General features: G+C 68.3%; 15 protein-coding genes. 11 read left to right on the top strand and 4 right to left on the bottom strand.

The annotated features are described in order from the left end of the window. Positions 1 to 69: 69 nt before the first annotated feature. From pyrH to HD600_RS14130, 7 genes are all read left to right on the top strand, one after another. Positions 70 to 786: a UMP kinase gene (pyrH, locus tag HD600_RS14160; RefSeq protein WP_144796341.1), complete on the top strand. Its 717-nt coding sequence runs from the start codon at positions 70 to 72 to the stop codon at positions 784 to 786. Positions 787 to 855: 69 nt separating this feature from the next. Then, a complete protein-coding gene (frr, locus tag HD600_RS14155) occupies positions 856 to 1,410 on the top strand; it encodes a ribosome recycling factor (protein WP_144796339.1) in 555 nt (184 codons plus the stop codon). Between the two features lie 5 nt (positions 1,411 to 1,415). After that, on the top strand, positions 1,416 to 2,546 hold the full coding sequence (locus tag HD600_RS14150) for a phosphatidate cytidylyltransferase (protein ID WP_184284411.1): 1,131 nt from the start codon (positions 1,416 to 1,418) through the stop codon (positions 2,544 to 2,546). After that, complete coding sequence (locus HD600_RS14145) at positions 2,543 to 3,124, top strand: DivIVA domain-containing protein (protein ID WP_184284409.1); 582 nt, start codon at positions 2,543 to 2,545, stop codon at positions 3,122 to 3,124. Before HD600_RS14150 ends, HD600_RS14145 begins: the two co-directional genes overlap by 4 nt. A 46-nt stretch (positions 3,125 to 3,170) precedes the next feature. Beyond that, entirely contained in the window at positions 3,171 to 3,869 is a 699-nt protein-coding gene (locus HD600_RS14140; protein WP_260980510.1) for a lytic transglycosylase domain-containing protein, read from the top strand. 9 nt (positions 3,870 to 3,878) lie between these two features. Beyond that, a complete protein-coding gene (locus tag HD600_RS14135; RefSeq protein ID WP_184284407.1) occupies positions 3,879 to 4,166 on the top strand; it encodes a hypothetical protein in 288 nt (95 codons plus the stop codon). 2 nt (positions 4,167 to 4,168) lie between these two features. Next, positions 4,169 to 4,897 carry an alpha/beta hydrolase gene (locus HD600_RS14130; protein WP_184284869.1) on the top strand — a complete coding sequence of 243 codons (729 nt, stop codon included), beginning with the start codon at positions 4,169 to 4,171 and terminating at the stop codon, positions 4,895 to 4,897. On the opposite strand, the gene HD600_RS14125 is transcribed toward HD600_RS14130, so the two are convergent. Next, positions 4,872 to 5,921, bottom strand: a complete 1,050-nt coding sequence (locus tag HD600_RS14125; protein ID WP_144796331.1) for an AI-2E family transporter — start codon at positions 5,919 to 5,921, stop codon at positions 4,872 to 4,874. The genes HD600_RS14130 and HD600_RS14125 overlap by 26 nt on opposite strands. Positions 5,922 to 6,089: 168 nt before the next feature. On the opposite strand from HD600_RS14125, the gene HD600_RS14120 reads away from it, so the two are divergent. Together HD600_RS14120 and HD600_RS14115 are read left to right on the top strand one after the other, a co-directional pair. Then, on the top strand, positions 6,090 to 8,015 hold the full coding sequence (locus HD600_RS14120) for a DUF8094 domain-containing protein (protein WP_184284405.1): 1,926 nt from the start codon (positions 6,090 to 6,092) through the stop codon (positions 8,013 to 8,015). Continuing rightward, entirely contained in the window at positions 8,012 to 8,962 is a 951-nt protein-coding gene (locus tag HD600_RS14115) for a tetratricopeptide repeat protein (protein WP_144796327.1), read from the top strand. The genes HD600_RS14120 and HD600_RS14115 overlap by 4 nt, the downstream gene beginning before the upstream one ends. Here the strand turns inward: HD600_RS14115 and glgB are convergent. The 3 genes from glgB to glgX are packed head-to-tail and all read right to left on the bottom strand — an operon-like array spanning position 8,959 to position 15,334. Beyond that, positions 8,959 to 11,148: a 1,4-alpha-glucan branching protein GlgB gene (gene glgB / locus HD600_RS14110; protein WP_184284403.1), complete on the bottom strand. Its 2,190-nt coding sequence runs from the start codon at positions 11,146 to 11,148 to the stop codon at positions 8,959 to 8,961. The two genes, HD600_RS14115 and glgB, sit on opposite strands and share 4 nt — an antisense overlap. Then, positions 11,145 to 13,085, bottom strand: a complete 1,941-nt coding sequence (locus HD600_RS14105; RefSeq protein WP_338402262.1) for an alpha-1,4-glucan--maltose-1-phosphate maltosyltransferase — start codon at positions 13,083 to 13,085, stop codon at positions 11,145 to 11,147. The genes glgB and HD600_RS14105 overlap by 4 nt, the downstream gene beginning before the upstream one ends. Next, complete coding sequence (gene glgX / locus HD600_RS14100; protein ID WP_338402248.1) at positions 12,977 to 15,334, bottom strand: glycogen debranching protein GlgX; 2,358 nt, start codon at positions 15,332 to 15,334, stop codon at positions 12,977 to 12,979. The genes HD600_RS14105 and glgX overlap by 109 nt, the downstream gene beginning before the upstream one ends. Before the next feature lie 40 nt (positions 15,335 to 15,374). On the opposite strand from glgX, the gene HD600_RS14095 reads away from it, so the two are divergent. Further along, the gene (locus tag HD600_RS14095) at positions 15,375 to 16,550 is read left to right on the top strand and encodes a cysteine desulfurase family protein (RefSeq protein ID WP_184284399.1); all 1,176 of its coding nucleotides are present in this window, start codon (positions 15,375 to 15,377) and stop codon (positions 16,548 to 16,550) included. Positions 16,551 to 16,559: 9 nt separating this feature from the next. Beyond that, positions 16,560 to 17,657, top strand: coding sequence for a tRNA 2-thiouridine(34) synthase MnmA (gene mnmA, locus HD600_RS14090; RefSeq protein WP_184284397.1), 1,098 nt, complete (start codon positions 16,560 to 16,562; stop codon positions 17,655 to 17,657). Positions 17,658 to 17,662 lie beyond the last annotated feature (5 nt).

Below are 17,662 nucleotides of genomic sequence, written 5' to 3'. Positions count from 1 at the left end.
CACTCGGGTCCGAACCCCTTCTTCATGCCCAGAAGGCACTATCTTGAATCCGGACGAGAGGACTCACCCATGACTGAACGCACCCGACGCCGCCGCGTCCTTCTCAAGCTCTCCGGGGAGGCATTCGGCGCAGGACAGCTCGGCGTCAACCCCGATGTCGTCAGCCAGATCGCGCGGGACATCGCCGCGGCAGTCTCGGAGGTCGAGATCGCCATCGTCGTCGGCGGAGGGAACTTCTTCCGCGGCGCGGAGCTCAGCCAGCGCGGCATGGACCGCGGGCGCGCGGACTACATGGGCATGCTCGGCACCGTGATGAACGCCCTCGCGCTGCAGGACTTCCTCGAGCAGGCCGGAGCCCCGACCCGCGTCCAGTCCGCCATCTCGATGACGCAGGTCGCCGAACCGTACATCCCGCTGCGCGCGGAGCGCCACATGGAGAAGGGACGCGTCGTCATCTTCGGCGCCGGCGCCGGCCTGCCCTACTTCTCCACCGACACGGTCGCCGCTCAGCGTGCCCTGGAGATCGGTGCGCAGGAGGTGCTCGTCGCCAAGAACGGCGTCGACGCGGTCTACACCGCCGACCCGAACAAGGACTCGTCCGCCACGCGTATCGACACGGTCACGTACCGCGACGCGCTGCAGCGCGGTCTCAAGGTCGTGGACTCGACCGCCTTCAGCCTCTGCATGGACAACAACATGGACATGCGCGTGTTCGGGATGGAGCCGGCGGGCAACGTGACGCGCGCGCTGCTGGGTGAGCCGATCGGCACACTCGTCACCGCCTGACGGTCATGACAGGGTGCCGACCCGGCACCCCGATAGAATTGCACGAACACCCGGATGATAGGAGCCACCGTGATTGCGGACGTCCTCGCAGAAACCACCACGCGCATGTCGCGCGCCGTCGATGCTGCGAAGGAGGACTTCGCCACTGTGCGCACCGGCCGGGCGAACCCGCAGATGTTCCAGAAGGTGATGGTCGACTACTACGGTTCGCCCACACCTCTCGCACAGCTCGCCTCGCTGGCCAACCCCGAGGCCCGCTCGCTGGTCATCACGCCGTACGACAAGTCGGCGCTCAAGGCGATCGAGCAGGCCATCCGCGACATGCCGAATCTCGGCGCCAATCCGACGAACGACGGCAACATCGTGCGCGTCACGATGCCTGAGCTCACAGCAGAACGCCGCAAGGAGTACGTCAAGCTCGTCCGCACGAAGGGCGAGGACGCGAAGGTGCACCTGCGCGGCATCCGTCGCAAGGCGAAGGACGAGCTCGACGCGCTCAAGAGCGAGATCGGCGAGGACGAGATCGCCCGCGGCGAGAAGGAGCTGGATGCTCTCACTCGTCAGCATGTCGACCTCATCGACGACGCGCTCAAGCGCAAAGAGACCGAGCTCCTCGAGGTCTGATCCGGATGAGCGATCCGATCGGAGACGCCGAAGGGCAGCCGTTGCGGCGGCGAGGGGCCCGCGACTCGGCGACCCCGAACGGGGCCGATCCCATCCCGGTTCCGCCTGTGGACCCGGCTGCGGTCCCGCCGCGACCGCCGCTGCCTCGGCCGGCCGCTGCGCCGGCTCCGCACCAGTCGGTGCCGGTGTCCGCTGCGGCGATGCGCGAGCAACTGCGGCAGGCCCGCGGAGATTTCGCCTCCAACGTCACTCAGGCCAGGGAGCACCTCGACCAGGCCAATGAGCGCATCAAGGCGCGCACGGGCCGTGACCTCATCCTCGCCACGCTCGTCGGTCTCGCCTTCGGTGCTGTCCTGCTGGGGTCGCTGCTTTTCTTCAAGGAGCTGTTCGTTCCGATCGCTCTGGGCATCGCGGTGCTCGGGATCTTCGAGCTGTCGCGGGCCCTGCGCGCGGCCGGCCGCCGCATCGACCTCGTCCCGCAGGTCGGCGTCGGTGTGCTGCTCGTGCTGGCCGGCTATTTCGCTCCTGCGTGGCTGAGCTGGGTCACCCTCCTGTTCGCCGTGGTCTTCGTGATCGTCTGGCGCCTCGTGGCACAGATGTTCGCCAAGGACGGCCGGACGTACGGCGACGTGCTCACGGATGCCGTGGTCGGTGGCTTCGTCCAGATCTACGTGCCGTTCCTCACGAGCCTCGCTCTCATGCTGCTCCGTCAGGAAGGCGGACAGTGGTGGGTATTGGCGTTCATCGCCGTCGCCGTGGCCTCCGACACCGGGGCGTACACGGCCGGTGTCGCGATCGGCAAGCACCCCATGGCTCCTCGCATCAGCCCCAAGAAGACCTGGGAGGGCTTCGGCGGGGCTGTCATCGCCGCCGGCGCCGCCGGCGTCTTGTTGGCGCTGTACATGCTGGAGATGCCGTGGTGGGCCGGAGTGGTGTTCGGGCTGGCCATCCTGCTGTCCGCGACCCTCGGCGATCTCGGCGAATCCATGATCAAGCGCGACATCGGGATCAAGGACATGAGCTCCTGGCTTCCAGGGCACGGCGGGCTGCTCGACCGGCTCGACAGCATCCTCCCCTCCACGGTGCCCGCGTTGAGCCTCTATTTCCTGCTATCTCCCTGGGCGGTGCTGACATGACCTCCGAAACCGTGGACGACGCGGCGCGAGACGAACAGCGCCCGTCCGCCTTCCGCATCACGATGGGGCGCGAACGCGGGTACCACCCCGCTGCCGTCGACACGTTCCTCGCCGCGGCACGGGAGAGCTTCGAGTCCGACGGGAGCCTGACGGCGTACGACGTGCGCATCGCCTCCTTCCCCCTCATCAAGAACGGTTACGCGGTCGCCGACGTCGATGCGGCGCTCGGTCGGATCGAGGACGCGTTCGCCGCACGGCAGCGGGAGCAGGTCGTCCGCAGCGGGGGCGTCGAGGCGTGGGTCGGCGACGCGCGGTCCAAGGCGCAGGAAATCCTCGATCACCTCGCACGCAGTCGCAAACACAAGTTCGCGCGCACCGGTTTCCTCACCTTCGGGTATCGGGTGGATGAGGTCGACCACGTCGCGGGCCGTATCGTGCGCTACCTGCGCGACGGCGACGACCTCTCGGCCGAACAGCTCCGTTCCGCGGCGTTCCGGATGCAGCGTGGCGGCTATCGCGAGGAGCAGGTCGATGCCCTCCTGGATGCCACGATCGACGTGATCCTGGCCGTGCGTTGAGCTCTCATGGTGAACTCAGCCGCCCCTGATTAGAATGATGCCTATTGTGACTCCCGGAACCGAGATCGAACCCGTCGGCCGTGCCACCGCTCCGGTGACGCCTGCAGGCGCGTCGATCGTCGCGTCCAGACGGAGGAGCGCTGCCCGTCGTCGTGGCGTGAGCGGAACGCTCGCGGCTCTCGGGGTGGTCGCGTTGGCTGCGGCGGTCGTCGCGCCGACCGGAATGGCTCTGGCCGAGCAGCCGGACGCCGACATCGAGACTCCCTTCTCTCTCGCCGTCGCCGACACGCAGGACCTCACCGTCACGGTGTCCGGCGCGACGATCGAGCCGGTGGCGCGCGGCAGCTTCGAGGTCTACGTGACCCCGCCGCCGGAGCCCGAGCCCGAGCCCGAGCCGGAGGTCGCCTCGGCGGAGGAGTCCGGGTCGGCGCCCTCGGGCGGCGGTGGCCCGATCTTCTACACCGGAGGCGGAGCCCCGGCCGAATGGATGGCTGCGGCAGGGATCGCGTCAGGCGACTGGGGTTACGTCGACTACATCGTCTCCAAGGAGAGCGGGTGGAACCCCAACGCCACCAACAGCTCCTCCGGCGCATGTGGACTCGTGCAGGCTCTTCCGTGCAGCAAGGTCCCGGGCAACGGTTACGACCCGGTCGACAACCTCCGCTGGGCCAACGGTTACGCCACCGGACGCTACGGCAGCTGGGGAGCGGCATACGACTTCTGGATCACCAACCACTGGTGGTAAGTCCTTCACATGCCTCGCTCGAACCGCAGGCGACGGGAAGACCCTGGCGCCGATGAGTCATTCCAGCGCCTGCTGACCGGCTGGAAGCGCAGTGAGACGCGACACGGCCGCGAATGGAACGTGCAGCCCGTCTCCGGGCAACAGGCGATCAAGGAGTACACCTGCCCCGGCTGTCACGGAGCGATCAGTCCTGGCACCGCGCACCTCGTGATCTGGCGCGCGGACGGCGTGATGGGCGATGCGGCGGATCTCGCCGCGCGGCGGCACTGGCACACGCACTGCTGGAAGGTGGCATGAACATGGAGATACGCGGACCTCTCGAACTCCCGGCGCACCGGGAGGACATCGAACTGACGACGGCGGACGGACTCACGCTGGTGGGCGAGCTCGCCGTGCCGGAGGAGGCGGAGCCGGTCGCCACCCTCGTCACCCTTCACCCGCTGCCCACCGCCGGCGGATTCATGGATTCGCACATCCTCCGCAAGTCCGCAGCTCGGCTGCCCGCCCTGGCCGACCTCGCCGTCCTGCGCTTCAACACCCGCGGGACCACATCGCCGCGCGGGACGAGCCAGGGCCAGTTCGACGGGGGAGCGGCGGAGCAGTTCGACGTCGCCGCCGCCATGGACTTCGTCAGGGAACGCGGGCTTCCGCGCCCCTGGCTGGTCGGCTGGTCGTTCGGCACCGAGCTCGCTCTGAAGTACGGCAGGGACCACGACGTCGAAGGCGTCATCCTCCTCTCGCCACCGTTGCACAGGGCGACGGACGAGGAGGTCGCCGCCTGGGCCGGGGATCACCGCCGCATGATCGCGCTCATCCCCGAGTTCGACGACTACCTCCGTCCTGATGCGGCACGGGAGAGGTTCCGTTCGGTTCCCCACCTCACACAGATCGACGTCGAGGGCGGCAAACACCTCTGGGTGGGGGAGTCGCAGACGCGGCGGGTCCTCACCGAGATCGTCGCGGCGGTCAACCCCGATGCGCTGCCGCTGCCGACCGAATGGCCTACCGCTCGTTCATCCGCGGAATGAGCACCTGCCGGTAGATGATCAGGATGCTCGCGGCGACGGGGATCGCGATGAGCGCACCGAGCAGTCCGAGCAGTGATCCTCCTGCGAGAGCGGCGACGACGACCACGGCACCCGGTACGGCCACGGCTCGGCTCATGATGCGCGGCGAGATCAGGTACGCCTCCACCTGCATGTAGATGAGGTAGTAGATCCCGGCTGCCAGTGCCGTACCCGGGGAACCGAGACCCGGGATGAGGCAGACGAGCACGATGATCGTCGAACCGGTGAGCGTCCCGACCAGGGGGATGAGCGAGAAGAAGAACGCAGTCACGGCGAGCACGGCGGCGAACGGCGCACCGATGATGTTGAGGTAGATGGCGCTGAGGATGCCGTTGATGACACCGAGCGTGACCTGTCCCATCACGTAGTAACCGACCGAGTCGGTGATCTGCTCGGAGAGGTCGATGAAGCGAGGGCGCTTGGAAGCGGGGACGAGCTGGTACACCGAGCGCTTCAGCGAAGGTGTGGAGGCGGTGAGGTAGATCGTCAGGATGAGGACGATGAATGCGCCGAACAGGCCGGTCACGATGTTGACGCTGGCGTTGATCACGCTTCCGGTGATGTCGCCGACGTTGGCGATGATCCACTCCTGGCTCTCGGCCAGCACGCGCTCGATGTCGAGGTTCGGGAACAGCCCGGTGACCCACTCCTCGACGTCGGACAGGAATGTGGGTCTGCTGATGAGTTCGAGGAGCTGTTCGATGAGCTGAGTGATCTGGGCGACGATCACGGGCAGGACGATCAGCACGATCCCGGCGAACAGCCCGAGGACGAGGATGAGGGTGATGACCACCGCCAGCCAGCGAGGCAGCCGGCGCCGTTCCAGGAAGGAGATGACCGGATCGAGGCCGAGGCTGATGAACAGCGCGGTGCCCACGTACAGCAGGACGGTCGACAGCGACTCGATGCTTCCGATCAGGAGGATCCCGAGGCCGACGCCGAGCGTCGCCACCAGCGCGGTGCGGAACGGGTTGTGGAGTTTCATCTCTCTCCTCCGGAGGGCTGATCTCAGGGTAGTCGCAGGCTCGGATGCCGAATCTACGACGTGCCGGTGATCTGCGCCCCCTCGTAGTCAACACTCAGCCAGTTTCGATAGTCTGAAACGTCGAGCGGGGACTCGGGCGAGCGTCCGAGTCGCGTAAGGAGTCATTTCGTGCGTTTCGTGTGGGCCGTCGTGGCCTTCGTCCTGGCCACGCTTCTCATCGGAGCAGGCATCGCTCAGCGAACCATCTTCATGGGCCCTTCCGTCCAGCAGATGGAGCTGAGCGTCGAAGAGCCGACACCGTTCGTGCTCGTCGACGGTGCCGTCCTGCGTGAGAACCCCGGCCAGCAGACGCTGCTCATCCGAGACGAGGGCGACATCTTCGCCGCGTACGGACGCACCGCTGACATGCAGGCATGGCTCGCCGACGCGTCGTACACCGCAATCGATCTCGACGACGAGGGTGCGCCGGTCAGCACGGTCGTCGAGCCGACGGTCGTCGCCGGCGAGGAGGACGGGGCCGACGCGGACGCGGCGGACGGATCGACGGATGCCGATGCCGAGGAGCCGGGTCGTAACCCGGAAGGCTCCGACCTGTGGTTGGACTCGTTCGTCGAGCAGGATCAGATGATCACCGACATGCAGCTTCCCGAGGGCATGAGCGTGCTCATCGCAAAGGACGGGACGGAGCCCGCTCCGTCCGACATCGTCGTGTCCTGGCCCCTGAACACTTCCACCCCGTGGGTCGGACCGCTCATCACCGCCGGCGGGGCCGTGTTGCTGTTCGGTCTGGTCATGTACGTCCTCGCCATCCGCCATCAGCGGCGCGGCCGTGGTCCGCGCCGTAAGGGCCCAGGGCCGCTGCCCGCGACGGAGCCCATCGACCTGGCGGTCGACTCAGCGACGATCCGCGAGGCTCTCCCGCCGAAGGAGGAGCAGGACCCGGCCGCAACGGAACCGGAGACGCCGGAGTCCGCTGAGGAGCCGACGGTGCAGAAACCCGAGAAGACCGAGCGCCGCGCCGCGCCGATGCGCCGCAGACTGCTCGTGCTGCCCGCACTCGGCCTGGCCGGGCTGCTCTTCGCCGGGTGTTCCAGCGACTCCTGGCCGCAGTTCGGCGAGGCGACCCCCACTCCGACGCCCACCCCCACCGTCATCACCCCGGAGAACCAGAAGCCTCCGGCAGTCACGGAGGCGCAGGCCTCTCGCATCCTGCAGGACATCTCGGCGACGCTGGAGGAGGCGGACGCCGCGATGGACATCGACCTGGCCGCGACCCGCCTCGAGGGTCTCGCTCTCGATGCCCGGAAGACCGATTACGCGTTGCGCAAGTCGCTCACCGATCGGCCGCTGCCCGCGGTGATCCCCACCGATGCGATCGAGGTCCTTCTTCCGCAGGCGACCGATGCCTGGCCGCGCACCGTGCTCGTGCTCAGCAAGAGCAAGAGCGACGACACCGCTCCGCCCGTGATCCTCACGATGACCCAGGCGGACCCGTGGTCCGACTACAAGGTGACCGACATCGCCGAGATGCAGGCCTCGACCGAGGTGCCGCAACTCGCGCCCGCGTGGCTCGGCACGAGCGTGATCACCGAGAACGCCGCAGCCTTCCTCACCCTCGCGCCTGATGAGATCGCGGCCGCGTTCGCGGACGTCGTCGATTCCGGCGAGGAGAGCGAGTACTACTCGGCGTTCGACCCGGTCACCATCGCCCTCGCCGAATCGATCATCTCCAGTCGGGATGCCGTCACCCAGGCACTCGTCGACAACGGTGCGGCGGAGACCTCGTCGGCTTCGTTCGACATCGAGCCGACCGACCAGCCTCCGGTCGCGTTGGCGACCCTGGACAGCGGCGCCATCGTGGCGGTGTCGCTGGTCGACAGCGAGTCGATCACGCCGACATCGGATGACGCCGTGATCCGGTTCGGCGACAACGCCGAGGCGAAGACGTTGACGGGCGCCGAAGAGGCATCGAAGGGCGTCGTCACCACCTACGGTCTGCAGCTGTTCTTCTCCGTGCCCAGCCAGGGGTCGACGGAGCAGATCCGCCTGCTCGCCGTGCACCAGGACATTCTGAACGTGGAAGTGATCAAATGACCGATATCTCTCCTGCCGCACTTCGCGGCGCCGTCGACCTGTCCTCCTTGCGGAACCGCCCCTCCGCGCCGTCGGATGCCGCTGCTCCGGCGGGCGCAGCAGCGGGCGCACCGTCGCAGAACGGCTTCGTCGTGGATGTGACGGACGCGACCTTCGGACAGGTGCTCGAGCTCTCCAGGACTGTCCCGGTCGTCGTCGACCTCTGGGCGGAGTGGTGCGGGCCGTGCAAGCAGCTCAGCCCCATCCTGGAGAAGGTCACGAACGAGCTCGGCGGTCGGATCCTCCTCGCGAAGGTCGACGTCGACGCGAACCCCCAGCTGGCGCAGAGCTTCCGCGCGCAGTCGATCCCGATGGTCGTCGCTCTGGTCGCCGGGCAGCCGGTGCCGATGTTCACTGGCGCCGTTCCCGAGGAGCAGGTGCGGCAGGTGTTCGATCAACTGCTGCAGGTCGCCGCGCAGAACGGCGTGACCGGAACGCTTCCCGCCGGCGAGGGGCAGGCCGCCGAGGCTGAGGAACAGCCGCAGGAGGCACCCCTGCCGCCGTTGCACGCTGCGGCGTTCGCGGCGATCGAGAAGGGCGACTACGCCGCGGCGATCGCCGCGTACGAGAAGGCCCTCGCCGAGAACCCGCGCGATGATGACGCGCGTGCCGGTCTCGGCCAGGTGCGTCTGCTCGATCGCGTGCAGGGGCTCGACCTCCAGGAGGCGCGGGCAGCCGCGGCCGCGCGGCCTCAGGACGTCGAGGCGCAGTTCGCCGTCGCCGATCTTGACATCTCCGGCGGGCACGTCGAGGACGCCTTCGGTCGTCTGCTCGACCTGTTCGCCGTTCTCCCGTCCGCGGAGCGAGTCCCGGTGCGAGAGCGGCTCGTCGAGCTGTTCGGCCTCATCGGTGCCGACGACCCGCGGGTGGCGGCTGCGCGGAATCGTCTCTCGTCGTTGCTGTTCTAGGCCGTTCCGCCGGACCGGTGCCGCAGCCACAGCGTGGCCAGCGGGGCCAGGGTGATCCGCGTCGTCGGTGACCCGCCGGCATCCGGGGTGTGGGCGGCGACCCTGCCGTAGTTGCCGATCCCCGAGCCGCCGTATTCGGAGGCGTCCGTGTTGAGGATCTCGTCCCACACGCCTGCGGCGGGTAAATCGAGTTCGAGATTGGGGCGCTCGACGCCGGCGAAGTTGCTGACGACCACGACGCGTCCGCCATGCTGATCGCGTCGTTCGAACGCGATCACGCTCGGATCCCACCGCGGTGCGCCCAGACGCCGGAAGCGGCTGCGGTCGCCGTCGCGCTCCCACAATGGCGCCGTGGAGCGGTAGACGTGGTTCATGGCGCCCACGAAGCGCTGCAACTGGGCATGGAGCGGCTGGTCCAGCAGCCACCAGTCGAGCGGCCGGCCCTCGGCCCACTCGGCGATCTGGCCGAACTCCTGCCCCATGAACAGCAGATTCTTTCCCGGGTGGCCCCACATGTACGCGAGATAGGCCCGGACGTTCGCGAGCTTGTGGGCGTGATCTCCCGGCATCTTGGACACGAGGCTGCCCTTGCCGTGCACGACCTCGTCATGGCTGATGGGCAGCAGGTAGTTCTCGCCGAATGCGTACACGAACGAGAACGTCATCTCGCCCTCGTGGTGGGCACGGTGCAGCGGGTCCCGCGAGATGTACTGGAGAGAGTCGTTCATCCAGCCCATGTTCCATTTGAACCCGAAGCCGAGACCGGCCTGATCCGTGCGGGCGGTGACGCCGGGGAAGCTCGTGGACTCCTCGGCGATCATCACGATGCCGGGGTGTGAGCGGTAGGCGGCGGCGTTGACCTCCTGGAGGAACCGGATCGCTTCGAGGTTCTCCCGCCCGCCGTGGACGTTCGGCTCCCACTCGCCCTCACGGCGCGAGTAGTCGAGATAGAGCATCGAGGCGACGGCGTCGACGCGCAACCCGTCCACATGGAACTCCTCGAACCAGTAGAGAGCGTTCGCGACGAGGAAGCCGCGCACCTCCGGCCGACCGTAGTCGAAGATGAGGGTGCCCCAGTCCTGGTGCTCGCCCCGCCGCGGATCCGGATGCTCGTAGAGCGGACGGCCGTCGAAGCGGGCGAGGGCGAACTCGTCCTTCGGGAAGTGGCCGGGCACCCAGTCGAGGATCACGCCGATGCCGGCCTGATGCAGTCGGTCGATGAGGTGGCGCAGGTCGTCGGGGGTGCCGAAACGCGCGGTCGGTGCGTAATAGCCGGTCACCTGATAGCCCCATGAGCCGCCGAACGGGTGCTCGGCGAGCGGCATGAACTCGACGTGCGTGAAGCCTGTCTCGGTGACGTGCGCGATGAGGGGATCGGCGATCTCGCGGTAGCCGAGACCGCCGCGCCACGAGCCGAGGTGCACCTCGTACACGCTCATCGGCTGCGCCACCGCATGTGTGGCGGCGCGACGGGTCATCCACGCGCCGTCCTTCCAGCTGTACGCGGAGAACGGGACGACCGATGCGGTCTCCGGAGGAACCTGAGTCCGCTGGGCCATGGGATCCGCCTTGAGGATCCATGCGCCGTCCGGCGTGAGGATCTGGAACTTGTACAGCGTTCCCGGAGTCACCCCGGGGATGAACAGCTCCCAGACGCCGCTCGATCCCATCGAGCGCATGCTGTGACCTTCACTGTTCCAGCCGTTGTGATCCCCGACGACCCGCACGGCCCTCGCATTCGGCGCCCAGACCGCGAACGAGACGCCCACCTCGCCGTCCAGAAGATGGACGTGGGCGCCGAGAACCTCCCACAGTCTCTCGTGCCGACCCTCGGCGATGAGGTGGAGGTCGAGCTCGCCCACTGTCGGCAGGTGCCGGTAGGGATCGCCGGACACGCGTTCGTTCGAGCCGTCGTAGACCGTCGCGAGGCGGTAGGGCACCGGTTCCCCGAGGTGCGTTCCCTCCCATATGCCGTCCGCCGCATGAATCAGCTCGACCCGTGTCCCGTTCTTGAGGACGGCTGTGACGCTCTCCGCGAGGGGTCGGCGGGCCCTGATCGTCGTGGCGGTGCGACCGGCGGCATCCGTGGACGGGTGGGGGCCGAGGACGTCGTGCGGGGCGTGGTGCTCTCCTGCCGCGACGGCCGCCCACATCGCAGTTTCCGCGCCGTCGCGTTCCCCGGTCATGCGCGTGACCTCACGTGCAGGATGTGGACCGGTTCGGAGAAGGCGTCAAGGCGCACGTAGTCGTGATCGGTCCACGTCCAGACGGCGCCGGAGATGAGATCCTCGACCTCGAACGCGTCGCCGGGTTCGACGCCCCAGACCCGCGTGTCGAGGTGCACCGTGGTCTCGCGGACGGAGTGCGGGTCGACATTGGCCACGACGATGACGGTGTCGGATGCACCGGTGTCCGTGAATGCGCCGTCGAGGTGCTTGGAGTAGACCAGGATGCCGTCGTCATCGCTCCAGTGCACGGCGAGGTTCCGCAGCTGACGCAGCGCCGGATGTGCGCGGCGGATCTCGTTCAGTCGGCGCAGGTACGGAGCGAGGGAATCGCCCGCGGCCTCGGCCCCGGCGAAGTCGCGGATCTTGTACTCGTACTTCTCGTTGTCGATGTTCTCCTCCGACCCTGGGCGCGCGACGTTCTCGAACAGTTCGTAGCCCGCATAGACGCCGTAGGTCGGGGCCGCCGTGGCGGCGATCGCGGCGCGGATCTTGTACGCGGCCCTGCCACCGAACTGCAGGTACTCGGTGAGGATGTCGGGAGTGTTGACGAAGAGGTTCGGACGGAGGTAGTCCGCCGTCTCGGTCGCGAGTGCGGAGAGGAACTCCTCGAGCTCGCGTTTGGTGTTGCGCCAGGTGAAGTAGGTGTAGCTCTGCTGGAAGCCGACGGCGGCGAGGGCGCGGAGGGGAGCTGGGCGCGTGAACGCCTCGGCGAGGAAGACCGCGTCCGGCTCCGCCGCCGTCACCTCGGCGATCAACCACTCCCAGAACTGCAACGGCTTGGTGTGCGGGTTGTCGACACGGAAGATCTTGACGCCCTGCGCGATCCAGTGCATGACGATCCGGAGGATCTCGGCGCGCAGGCCCTCAGGGTCGCGATCGAAGTTCAGCGGGTAGATGTCCTGATACTTTTTCGGCGGATTCTCCGCATAGGCGATCGCGCCGTCCGGAAGCGCAGTGAACCATTCGGGATGCTCAGCGACCCACGGGTGGTCCGGGGACGCCTGCAGAGCGAGGTCGATCGCGACCTCGATCCCGATCTTGCGCGCCTCCCGCACGAAGAAGCGGAAGTCAGCGAGTGCGCCGAGGTCGGGGTGCACGGCGTCGTGACCGCCCTCGGCGGCGCCGATGGCCCACGGGGAACCGGGGTCGGCGGGGCCGGCATCGAGGGTGTTGTTCGGGCCCTTGCGGTGGGTGCGCCCGATCGGATGGATCGGGGGCAGGTAGAGCACGTCGAATCCCATGTCCGCCACGCGCGGCAGACTCTTCGCCGCGGTGCGGAAGGTCCCGCTCCTGAGCGTGCCGTCCTTGAGTCGCCGTGCCCCCTCCGACCGTGGGAAGAACTCGTACCAGGCGCCGACCGCGGCCGTCGTGCGCTCCACCACGATCGCGTATGAGGCCGTCTGCGAGGACAGCGACATGATCGGCCGTCGAACGAAGATCTCCGCGAGCGCGGGATCGACCGCGATCTCGGCGGTCGTCGCCGCATCGGCATCCTGCAAGCGAGTGGCGGCGTGAACGAGCGCGGTGCGCTCCGCGCGCGGACGGGACGTGTCCTCGGCGGCACGTGTGAACAGTTCGCGCCCGAGCGCCGCCGAGAGTTCGATGTCGACTCCGGCGGCGGTCTTCACCGTCGCGGCGTGCGCCCAGGTCGCGTGGTCGTCGGCGAACGCCTCGAACCGGTAGTGCCATGTGCCCAGTGCATCCAGTGCGATCTCGGCCGTCCATCGATCGGTGCCGTCGGCGAGCGGCGCGAGGCGATGCAGCGAGACCGTGCCGTCAGGCGCCGTCAGGCGCACATGCACTCCGATGCGGTCGTGCCCTTCCCGGAAGGCGACGACGGTGAACGGGACGACCTCGCCGACGAACCCCTTCGGAGCGAACCCGTCAGGGGCGATGGGGCGCGGTTCGGCGAGAGGGATGCGGCCCGTGCGCGTGTCAGAGGCAGCCGTGTCGGGCCCCGATCGCAGCGGGATCTCCGATCGGCTGCGGAACGGGGCGGGGTGAGTGCCGGAACGAGCTGCCACATCCCTGAATGTACCGCTCCGCGGTGCTCGGGAGAACCGGTCGTCGGAGGCCGACGACATTCGACCCGGAACAGCCGCATGGAGGTGCCGGGTACGGGGATGACGTCGCCCGGAGCGAACTCCTCCTGCTCGCCCGATGGCCGTTCATCCGCACTCGACCACAGCGACACGAAGCGGGTGGCGCCATCGATCGAGGTCGGCAGTGTGACGTCGACGGGGGACTCGGTGCCGTGCACGATCAACAGGATGCGGTTCAGACGCTCATCGACGGGGGTCGAGACCGCCGAGTACTGCAACGTCCTGTTGCCAGGGTCGGTCCACTGCGACTCCTCCATCATCTCGCCGTACTGGTTGTACCAGTCCATGACCGATGCGTGCGGAGTGTGCACGTCGCGCCGTGCGTACCGCTTGGGTCGCAGAGCTGCGTTCTCCCTGCGGAGTCGAGTGAGGGTGGAGACATGGGCGCGCAGGTCCTCCTGCCACGGCTCGTGCTCCCAGTCCACCCATGTGAGCGCGGAATCCTGCGCGTAGGCGTTGTTGTTGCCGCCCTGGGTGCGGCCGGTCTCGTCTCCTGCCGTGAGCATGGGGATCCCGGCGGACAGGAGCAGGGTGCCGAGCAGGTTGCGCATCGCCTTGCGGCGTGCGGCGTTGACCCCCTGGTCGGAGGTCGGACCCTCGACACCGTGGTTGAAGGAGCGGTTGGTGTCCGCTCCGTCCCTGTTGTCCTCGCCGTTGGCCTCATTGTGCTTGACGTCGTACGTGACGAGGTCGTGCAGCGTGAAACCGTCGTGCGCGGTGACGAAGTTGATGCTGGCGAGGGGACCTCGTTCCTTGCTGTACGTGTTCGACGAGCCGGCGAGCCTCGTGGCGAAGCCGCCGATGCCCACCGGCGCCGACGCGCGACGGGCGTAGTCGATGTCGCTGAGCCAGAAGTTGCGGACCCGGTCGCGGTAGCGATCGTTCCACTCGAGCCATCCGTCGGGGAAATTGCCGGTCTGCCAGCCTCCCAACCCGACATCCCACGGTTCCGCGATGAGCTTCACGCCCTGAAGCGCCGGGTCATCGCGGATCGCCGTGAGCAGCGGGTGATCCCGCGTGAACTCGTGTCCGGCATCTCGCCCGAGGGCTGCGGCGAGATCGAAGCGGAAGCCGTCGATCTGCATGTCGTTGGCCCAATAGCGCAGCGAGTCGAGCACGAGCCGCGCGGCAGCGTCGGTCGCGGTGTTCAGGGTGTTGCCGACCCCCGTGGTGTCGATGTAGGCGCCGGAGGAGTCCTGCCGGTAGTAGCTGGCGTTGTCGATGCCCCGGAAGCTGGAGCGCGGTCCGCCCAGGCCCTCCTCCGACGTGTGGTTGTAGACGACGTCGAGGACGACCTCCAGGCCGGCCTCGTGCAGCAGCTTGACCATGCCCTTGAATTCCGTGAGGACGGCCTCAGGGCCCTGCTTGCGGGACTCGTCCGAGGCATACGCCGCATGCGGGGTGAAGAAGTTCAGGGTGTTGTAGCCCCAGTAGTTCGCCAGGCCCCGCTCGAGAAGCCGCGGCTCGGAGACGAACGCATGGATCGGGAGCAGCTCGATCGTCGTCACACCGATCTCTCGGAGGTACTCGATCATGGCCGGGTGCGCGAGGCCGGCGTACGTGCCGTGCAGCGCAGGAGGGACATCAGGGTGACGTTTGGTGATGCCCTTGAGGTGCGCCTCGTAGATGACCGTCCGATCGAGCGGAACCGCCGGCTTGGTCACACCGCCCCAGTCGAAGCCGTCCTCGATGACGACCGCCCGCCACTCGGCATAGCCGTCGCCTTCGGCGAGGCCGCGCGCGTACGGGTCGAGCAGGAGCGTCTCTGGATTGAAGGTGTTCCCGGGGCCGTGCGGTCCGCCGACCCGGAGGGCGTACCGCGTGCCCGGCTGCAGGAGGGGGGTCGTCACCTCCCACACGCCACCTGGGCGGCGCTCCAGCTCCACCTGATCGGTCACCCAGTCCAGGTCCGTCTCGTCGAAGGTGACGAGTTCGACCGACGACGCGTTCTTGGACCACACACGCAGTGTCGCCACACCGTCGTGAAGTCGGACTCCGAGGTCGTCGAGAACGGCGCCGCCTGGCGCGGAGAAGTCGGGCATGTGTACAGCGTAGAGCGCAGAAGTGAGGGAGAGTGGATGCATGCGGTTCTATCTCGACCATGCGGCCACGACCCCGTTGCGCCCCGAGGCGCGCGAGGCATGGTTGGCGGCCTCGGACGTCGTCGGGAACGCGTCGTCGACGCATGGTGCCGGCCAGGATGCTCGACGGCTGCTCGAGGACGCGCGTGAGAGCATCGCCGCCGTCCTCGGCTGCGATCCGATCGAGGTCGTGCTGACGTCGGGAGGTACGGAATCGATCAACACCGCCCTCGTCGGGCTGTGGCGATCGCGGCCGGAAGGCACCGACGCCGTCGTCCTGCCCGATGGAGAGCATCACGCGACGATGGACACGGCTGCCGCGCTCGCCGCGGACGGGGCGCGGATCCGGGCGGTGCCGATCTCCACGACGGGCGGGATCGTCCTTGATGAGTTCCGCGCCGCACTCGGCGGAGCGGCGCTGGCGACGGCGATCGTCGCGAACAACGAGGTCGGAACGATCAACGACGTCGCGGCGATCGCCGCAGCCTCCGCCGGCGCCGAGGTTCCGCTGCACCTGGATGCTGTCGCCGCGCTCGGCCATGTGCCGCTGTCGTTCCGTGATCTGCGTGCGGATGCCGGAGGGGGAGTGGGACTGGTCGCTCTGAGCGTCGCCGGGCACAAGATCGGCGCGCCGGTCGGAGTGGGTGCGCTGGTCGTCGCCCGAACGGCACGGATGGCGCCGCTCCTGCATGGCGGCGCGCAGCAGCGTGGCCTGCGTGCGGGAACCCAGGATGTGCCGGGCGCTGCGGCGTTCGCCGCCGCTCTCGTCGCGGCCGAGGCGGAGCGGAAGACCGAGGCTGCGCGGCTGCGTGCGCTCCGCGATCGCCTCATCGACGGCGTCCGCGCGGAGGTGCCCGCCGCACGCCTGCTCGGAGACCCCGTCGACCGGCTGCCGGGCAACGCGCATCTGTTGTTCCCGGGTGCGGTGGGGGAGAGCCTGCTGTTCCTCCTCGATGTGGCCGGTGTCGCGGCATCCACCGGGTCGGCCTGCCAGGCCGGCGTCGCCGAACCGTCGCACGTCGTCATGGCGATGGGTGGCAGCGAACAGGACGCGCGCAGCGTGCTGCGGTTCACGCTGGGGCGCACGTCCACCGATGCCGATGTCGACGCCGTGCTCGGTGCGATCGCGGATGCGTACTCGCGCGCGTCCGGATCCCGCTCAGGCTCGCGCTCGTAGACTGGTCCCATGCGGATTCTGGCAGCGATGAGCGGCGGCGTGGACTCCGCCGTGGCGGCAGCACGGGCCGTCGAGGCGGGTCACGACGTGACCGGCGTGCACCTGGCGCTGTCGCGTGCCGGCGGCACCCTGCGCACCGGCAGCCGCGGCTGCTGCACGATCGAGGACGCGATGGACGCCAGACGCGCTGCCGACATGCTCGGCATCCCGTTCTACGTCTGGGACTTCTCGGAGCGCTTCCGCGACGACGTGATCGACGACTTCATCAGCGAGTACCAGGCCGGTCGCACACCGAATCCCTGCATGCGCTGCAACGAGAAGATCAAGTTCGCCGCACTTCTCGAACGTGCGCTCGAGCTCGGTTTCGACGCGGTGTGCACCGGCCACTACGCCACTCTGGTCTCCACGAGCGACGGGCTGGAGCTGCACCGCGCGTCCGACAACGCGAAGGATCAGTCCTACGTGCTGGGCGTGCTCACGGCCGAGCAGCTCGCGCACACGTACTTCCCGCTCGGAGAGACGCCGTCCAAGGCCCTCGTCCGTGCGGAGGCCGCCGAACGCGGACTCAGCGTCGCCCAGAAGCCGGACAGCCACGACATCTGCTTCATCCCCGACGGCGACACCCGCGGGTGGCTGGCTGAGAAGGTCGGTGCAGAACAGGGCGAGATCCTGGACCGGAACGGCGACGTCGTCGGGTCCCATGACGGCGCGCACGCGTTCACCGTCGGTCAGCGCCGAGGTCTTCGCCTCGGCGTCCCCGCGCCGGACGGCAAGCCGCGCTTCGTCCTCGAGGTGCGCCCGGTGACCAACACGGTGGTCGTCGGTCCGAAGGAGGCTCTCGCGATCGGCGAGATCTCCGGAGCGCGCCACTCGTGGGCGGGGGCAGCGCCGGTGTCGCCCGAGTTCGACTGCGACGTGCAGATCCGGGCGCACTCCGAACCCGTGCCTGCTCGTGCCACCGTCGCGGAGGACGGCGTCACCGTCGTCCCCGACGTGCCGCTCGACGGGGTCGCACCGGGCCAGACCGCCGTGCTCTACGTCGGTACCCGTGTGCTCGGCCAGTTCACGATCGACCGCACGGTCTCCGCTGTGCCGGTGGACGCCTGAGCGAG

The sequence above is a fragment of the Microbacterium ginsengiterrae genome (assembly GCF_014205075.1).
In the GTDB taxonomy this organism is placed as follows: Bacteria; Actinomycetota; Actinomycetes; order Actinomycetales; family Microbacteriaceae; genus Microbacterium; species Microbacterium ginsengiterrae.
The sequence above is the reverse complement of the archived record's forward strand: the minus strand, read 5'-3'. Positions and strand labels throughout refer to the sequence as shown.

What these genes read in the sequence shown, in the direction of transcription:
- HD600_RS14115 (WP_144796327.1), top strand. Translation starts at nt 8,012, where the DNA reads ATGACCGATATCTCTCCTGCCGCACTTCGCGGCGCCGTCGACCTGTCC.
- pyrH (WP_144796341.1), top strand. Translation starts at nt 70, where the DNA reads ATGACTGAACGCACCCGACGCCGCCGCGTCCTTCTCAAGCTCTCCGGG.
- HD600_RS14130 (WP_184284869.1), top strand. Translation starts at nt 4,169, where the DNA reads ATGGAGATACGCGGACCTCTCGAACTCCCGGCGCACCGGGAGGACATC.
- HD600_RS14145 (WP_184284409.1), top strand. Translation starts at nt 2,543, where the DNA reads ATGACCTCCGAAACCGTGGACGACGCGGCGCGAGACGAACAGCGCCCG.
- HD600_RS14150 (WP_184284411.1), top strand. Translation starts at nt 1,416, where the DNA reads ATGAGCGATCCGATCGGAGACGCCGAAGGGCAGCCGTTGCGGCGGCGA.
- glgB (WP_184284403.1), bottom strand. Translation starts at nt 11,148, where the DNA reads ATGACCGGGGAACGCGACGGCGCGGAAACTGCGATGTGGGCGGCCGTC.
- mnmA (WP_184284397.1), top strand. Translation starts at nt 16,560, where the DNA reads ATGCGGATTCTGGCAGCGATGAGCGGCGGCGTGGACTCCGCCGTGGCG.
- glgX (WP_338402248.1), bottom strand. Translation starts at nt 15,334, where the DNA reads ATGCCCGACTTCTCCGCGCCAGGCGGCGCCGTTCTCGACGACCTCGGA.
- HD600_RS14125 (WP_144796331.1), bottom strand. Translation starts at nt 5,921, where the DNA reads ATGAAACTCCACAACCCGTTCCGCACCGCGCTGGTGGCGACGCTCGGC.
- HD600_RS14135 (WP_184284407.1), top strand. Translation starts at nt 3,879, where the DNA reads ATGCCTCGCTCGAACCGCAGGCGACGGGAAGACCCTGGCGCCGATGAG.
- HD600_RS14095 (WP_184284399.1), top strand. Translation starts at nt 15,375, where the DNA reads ATGCGGTTCTATCTCGACCATGCGGCCACGACCCCGTTGCGCCCCGAG.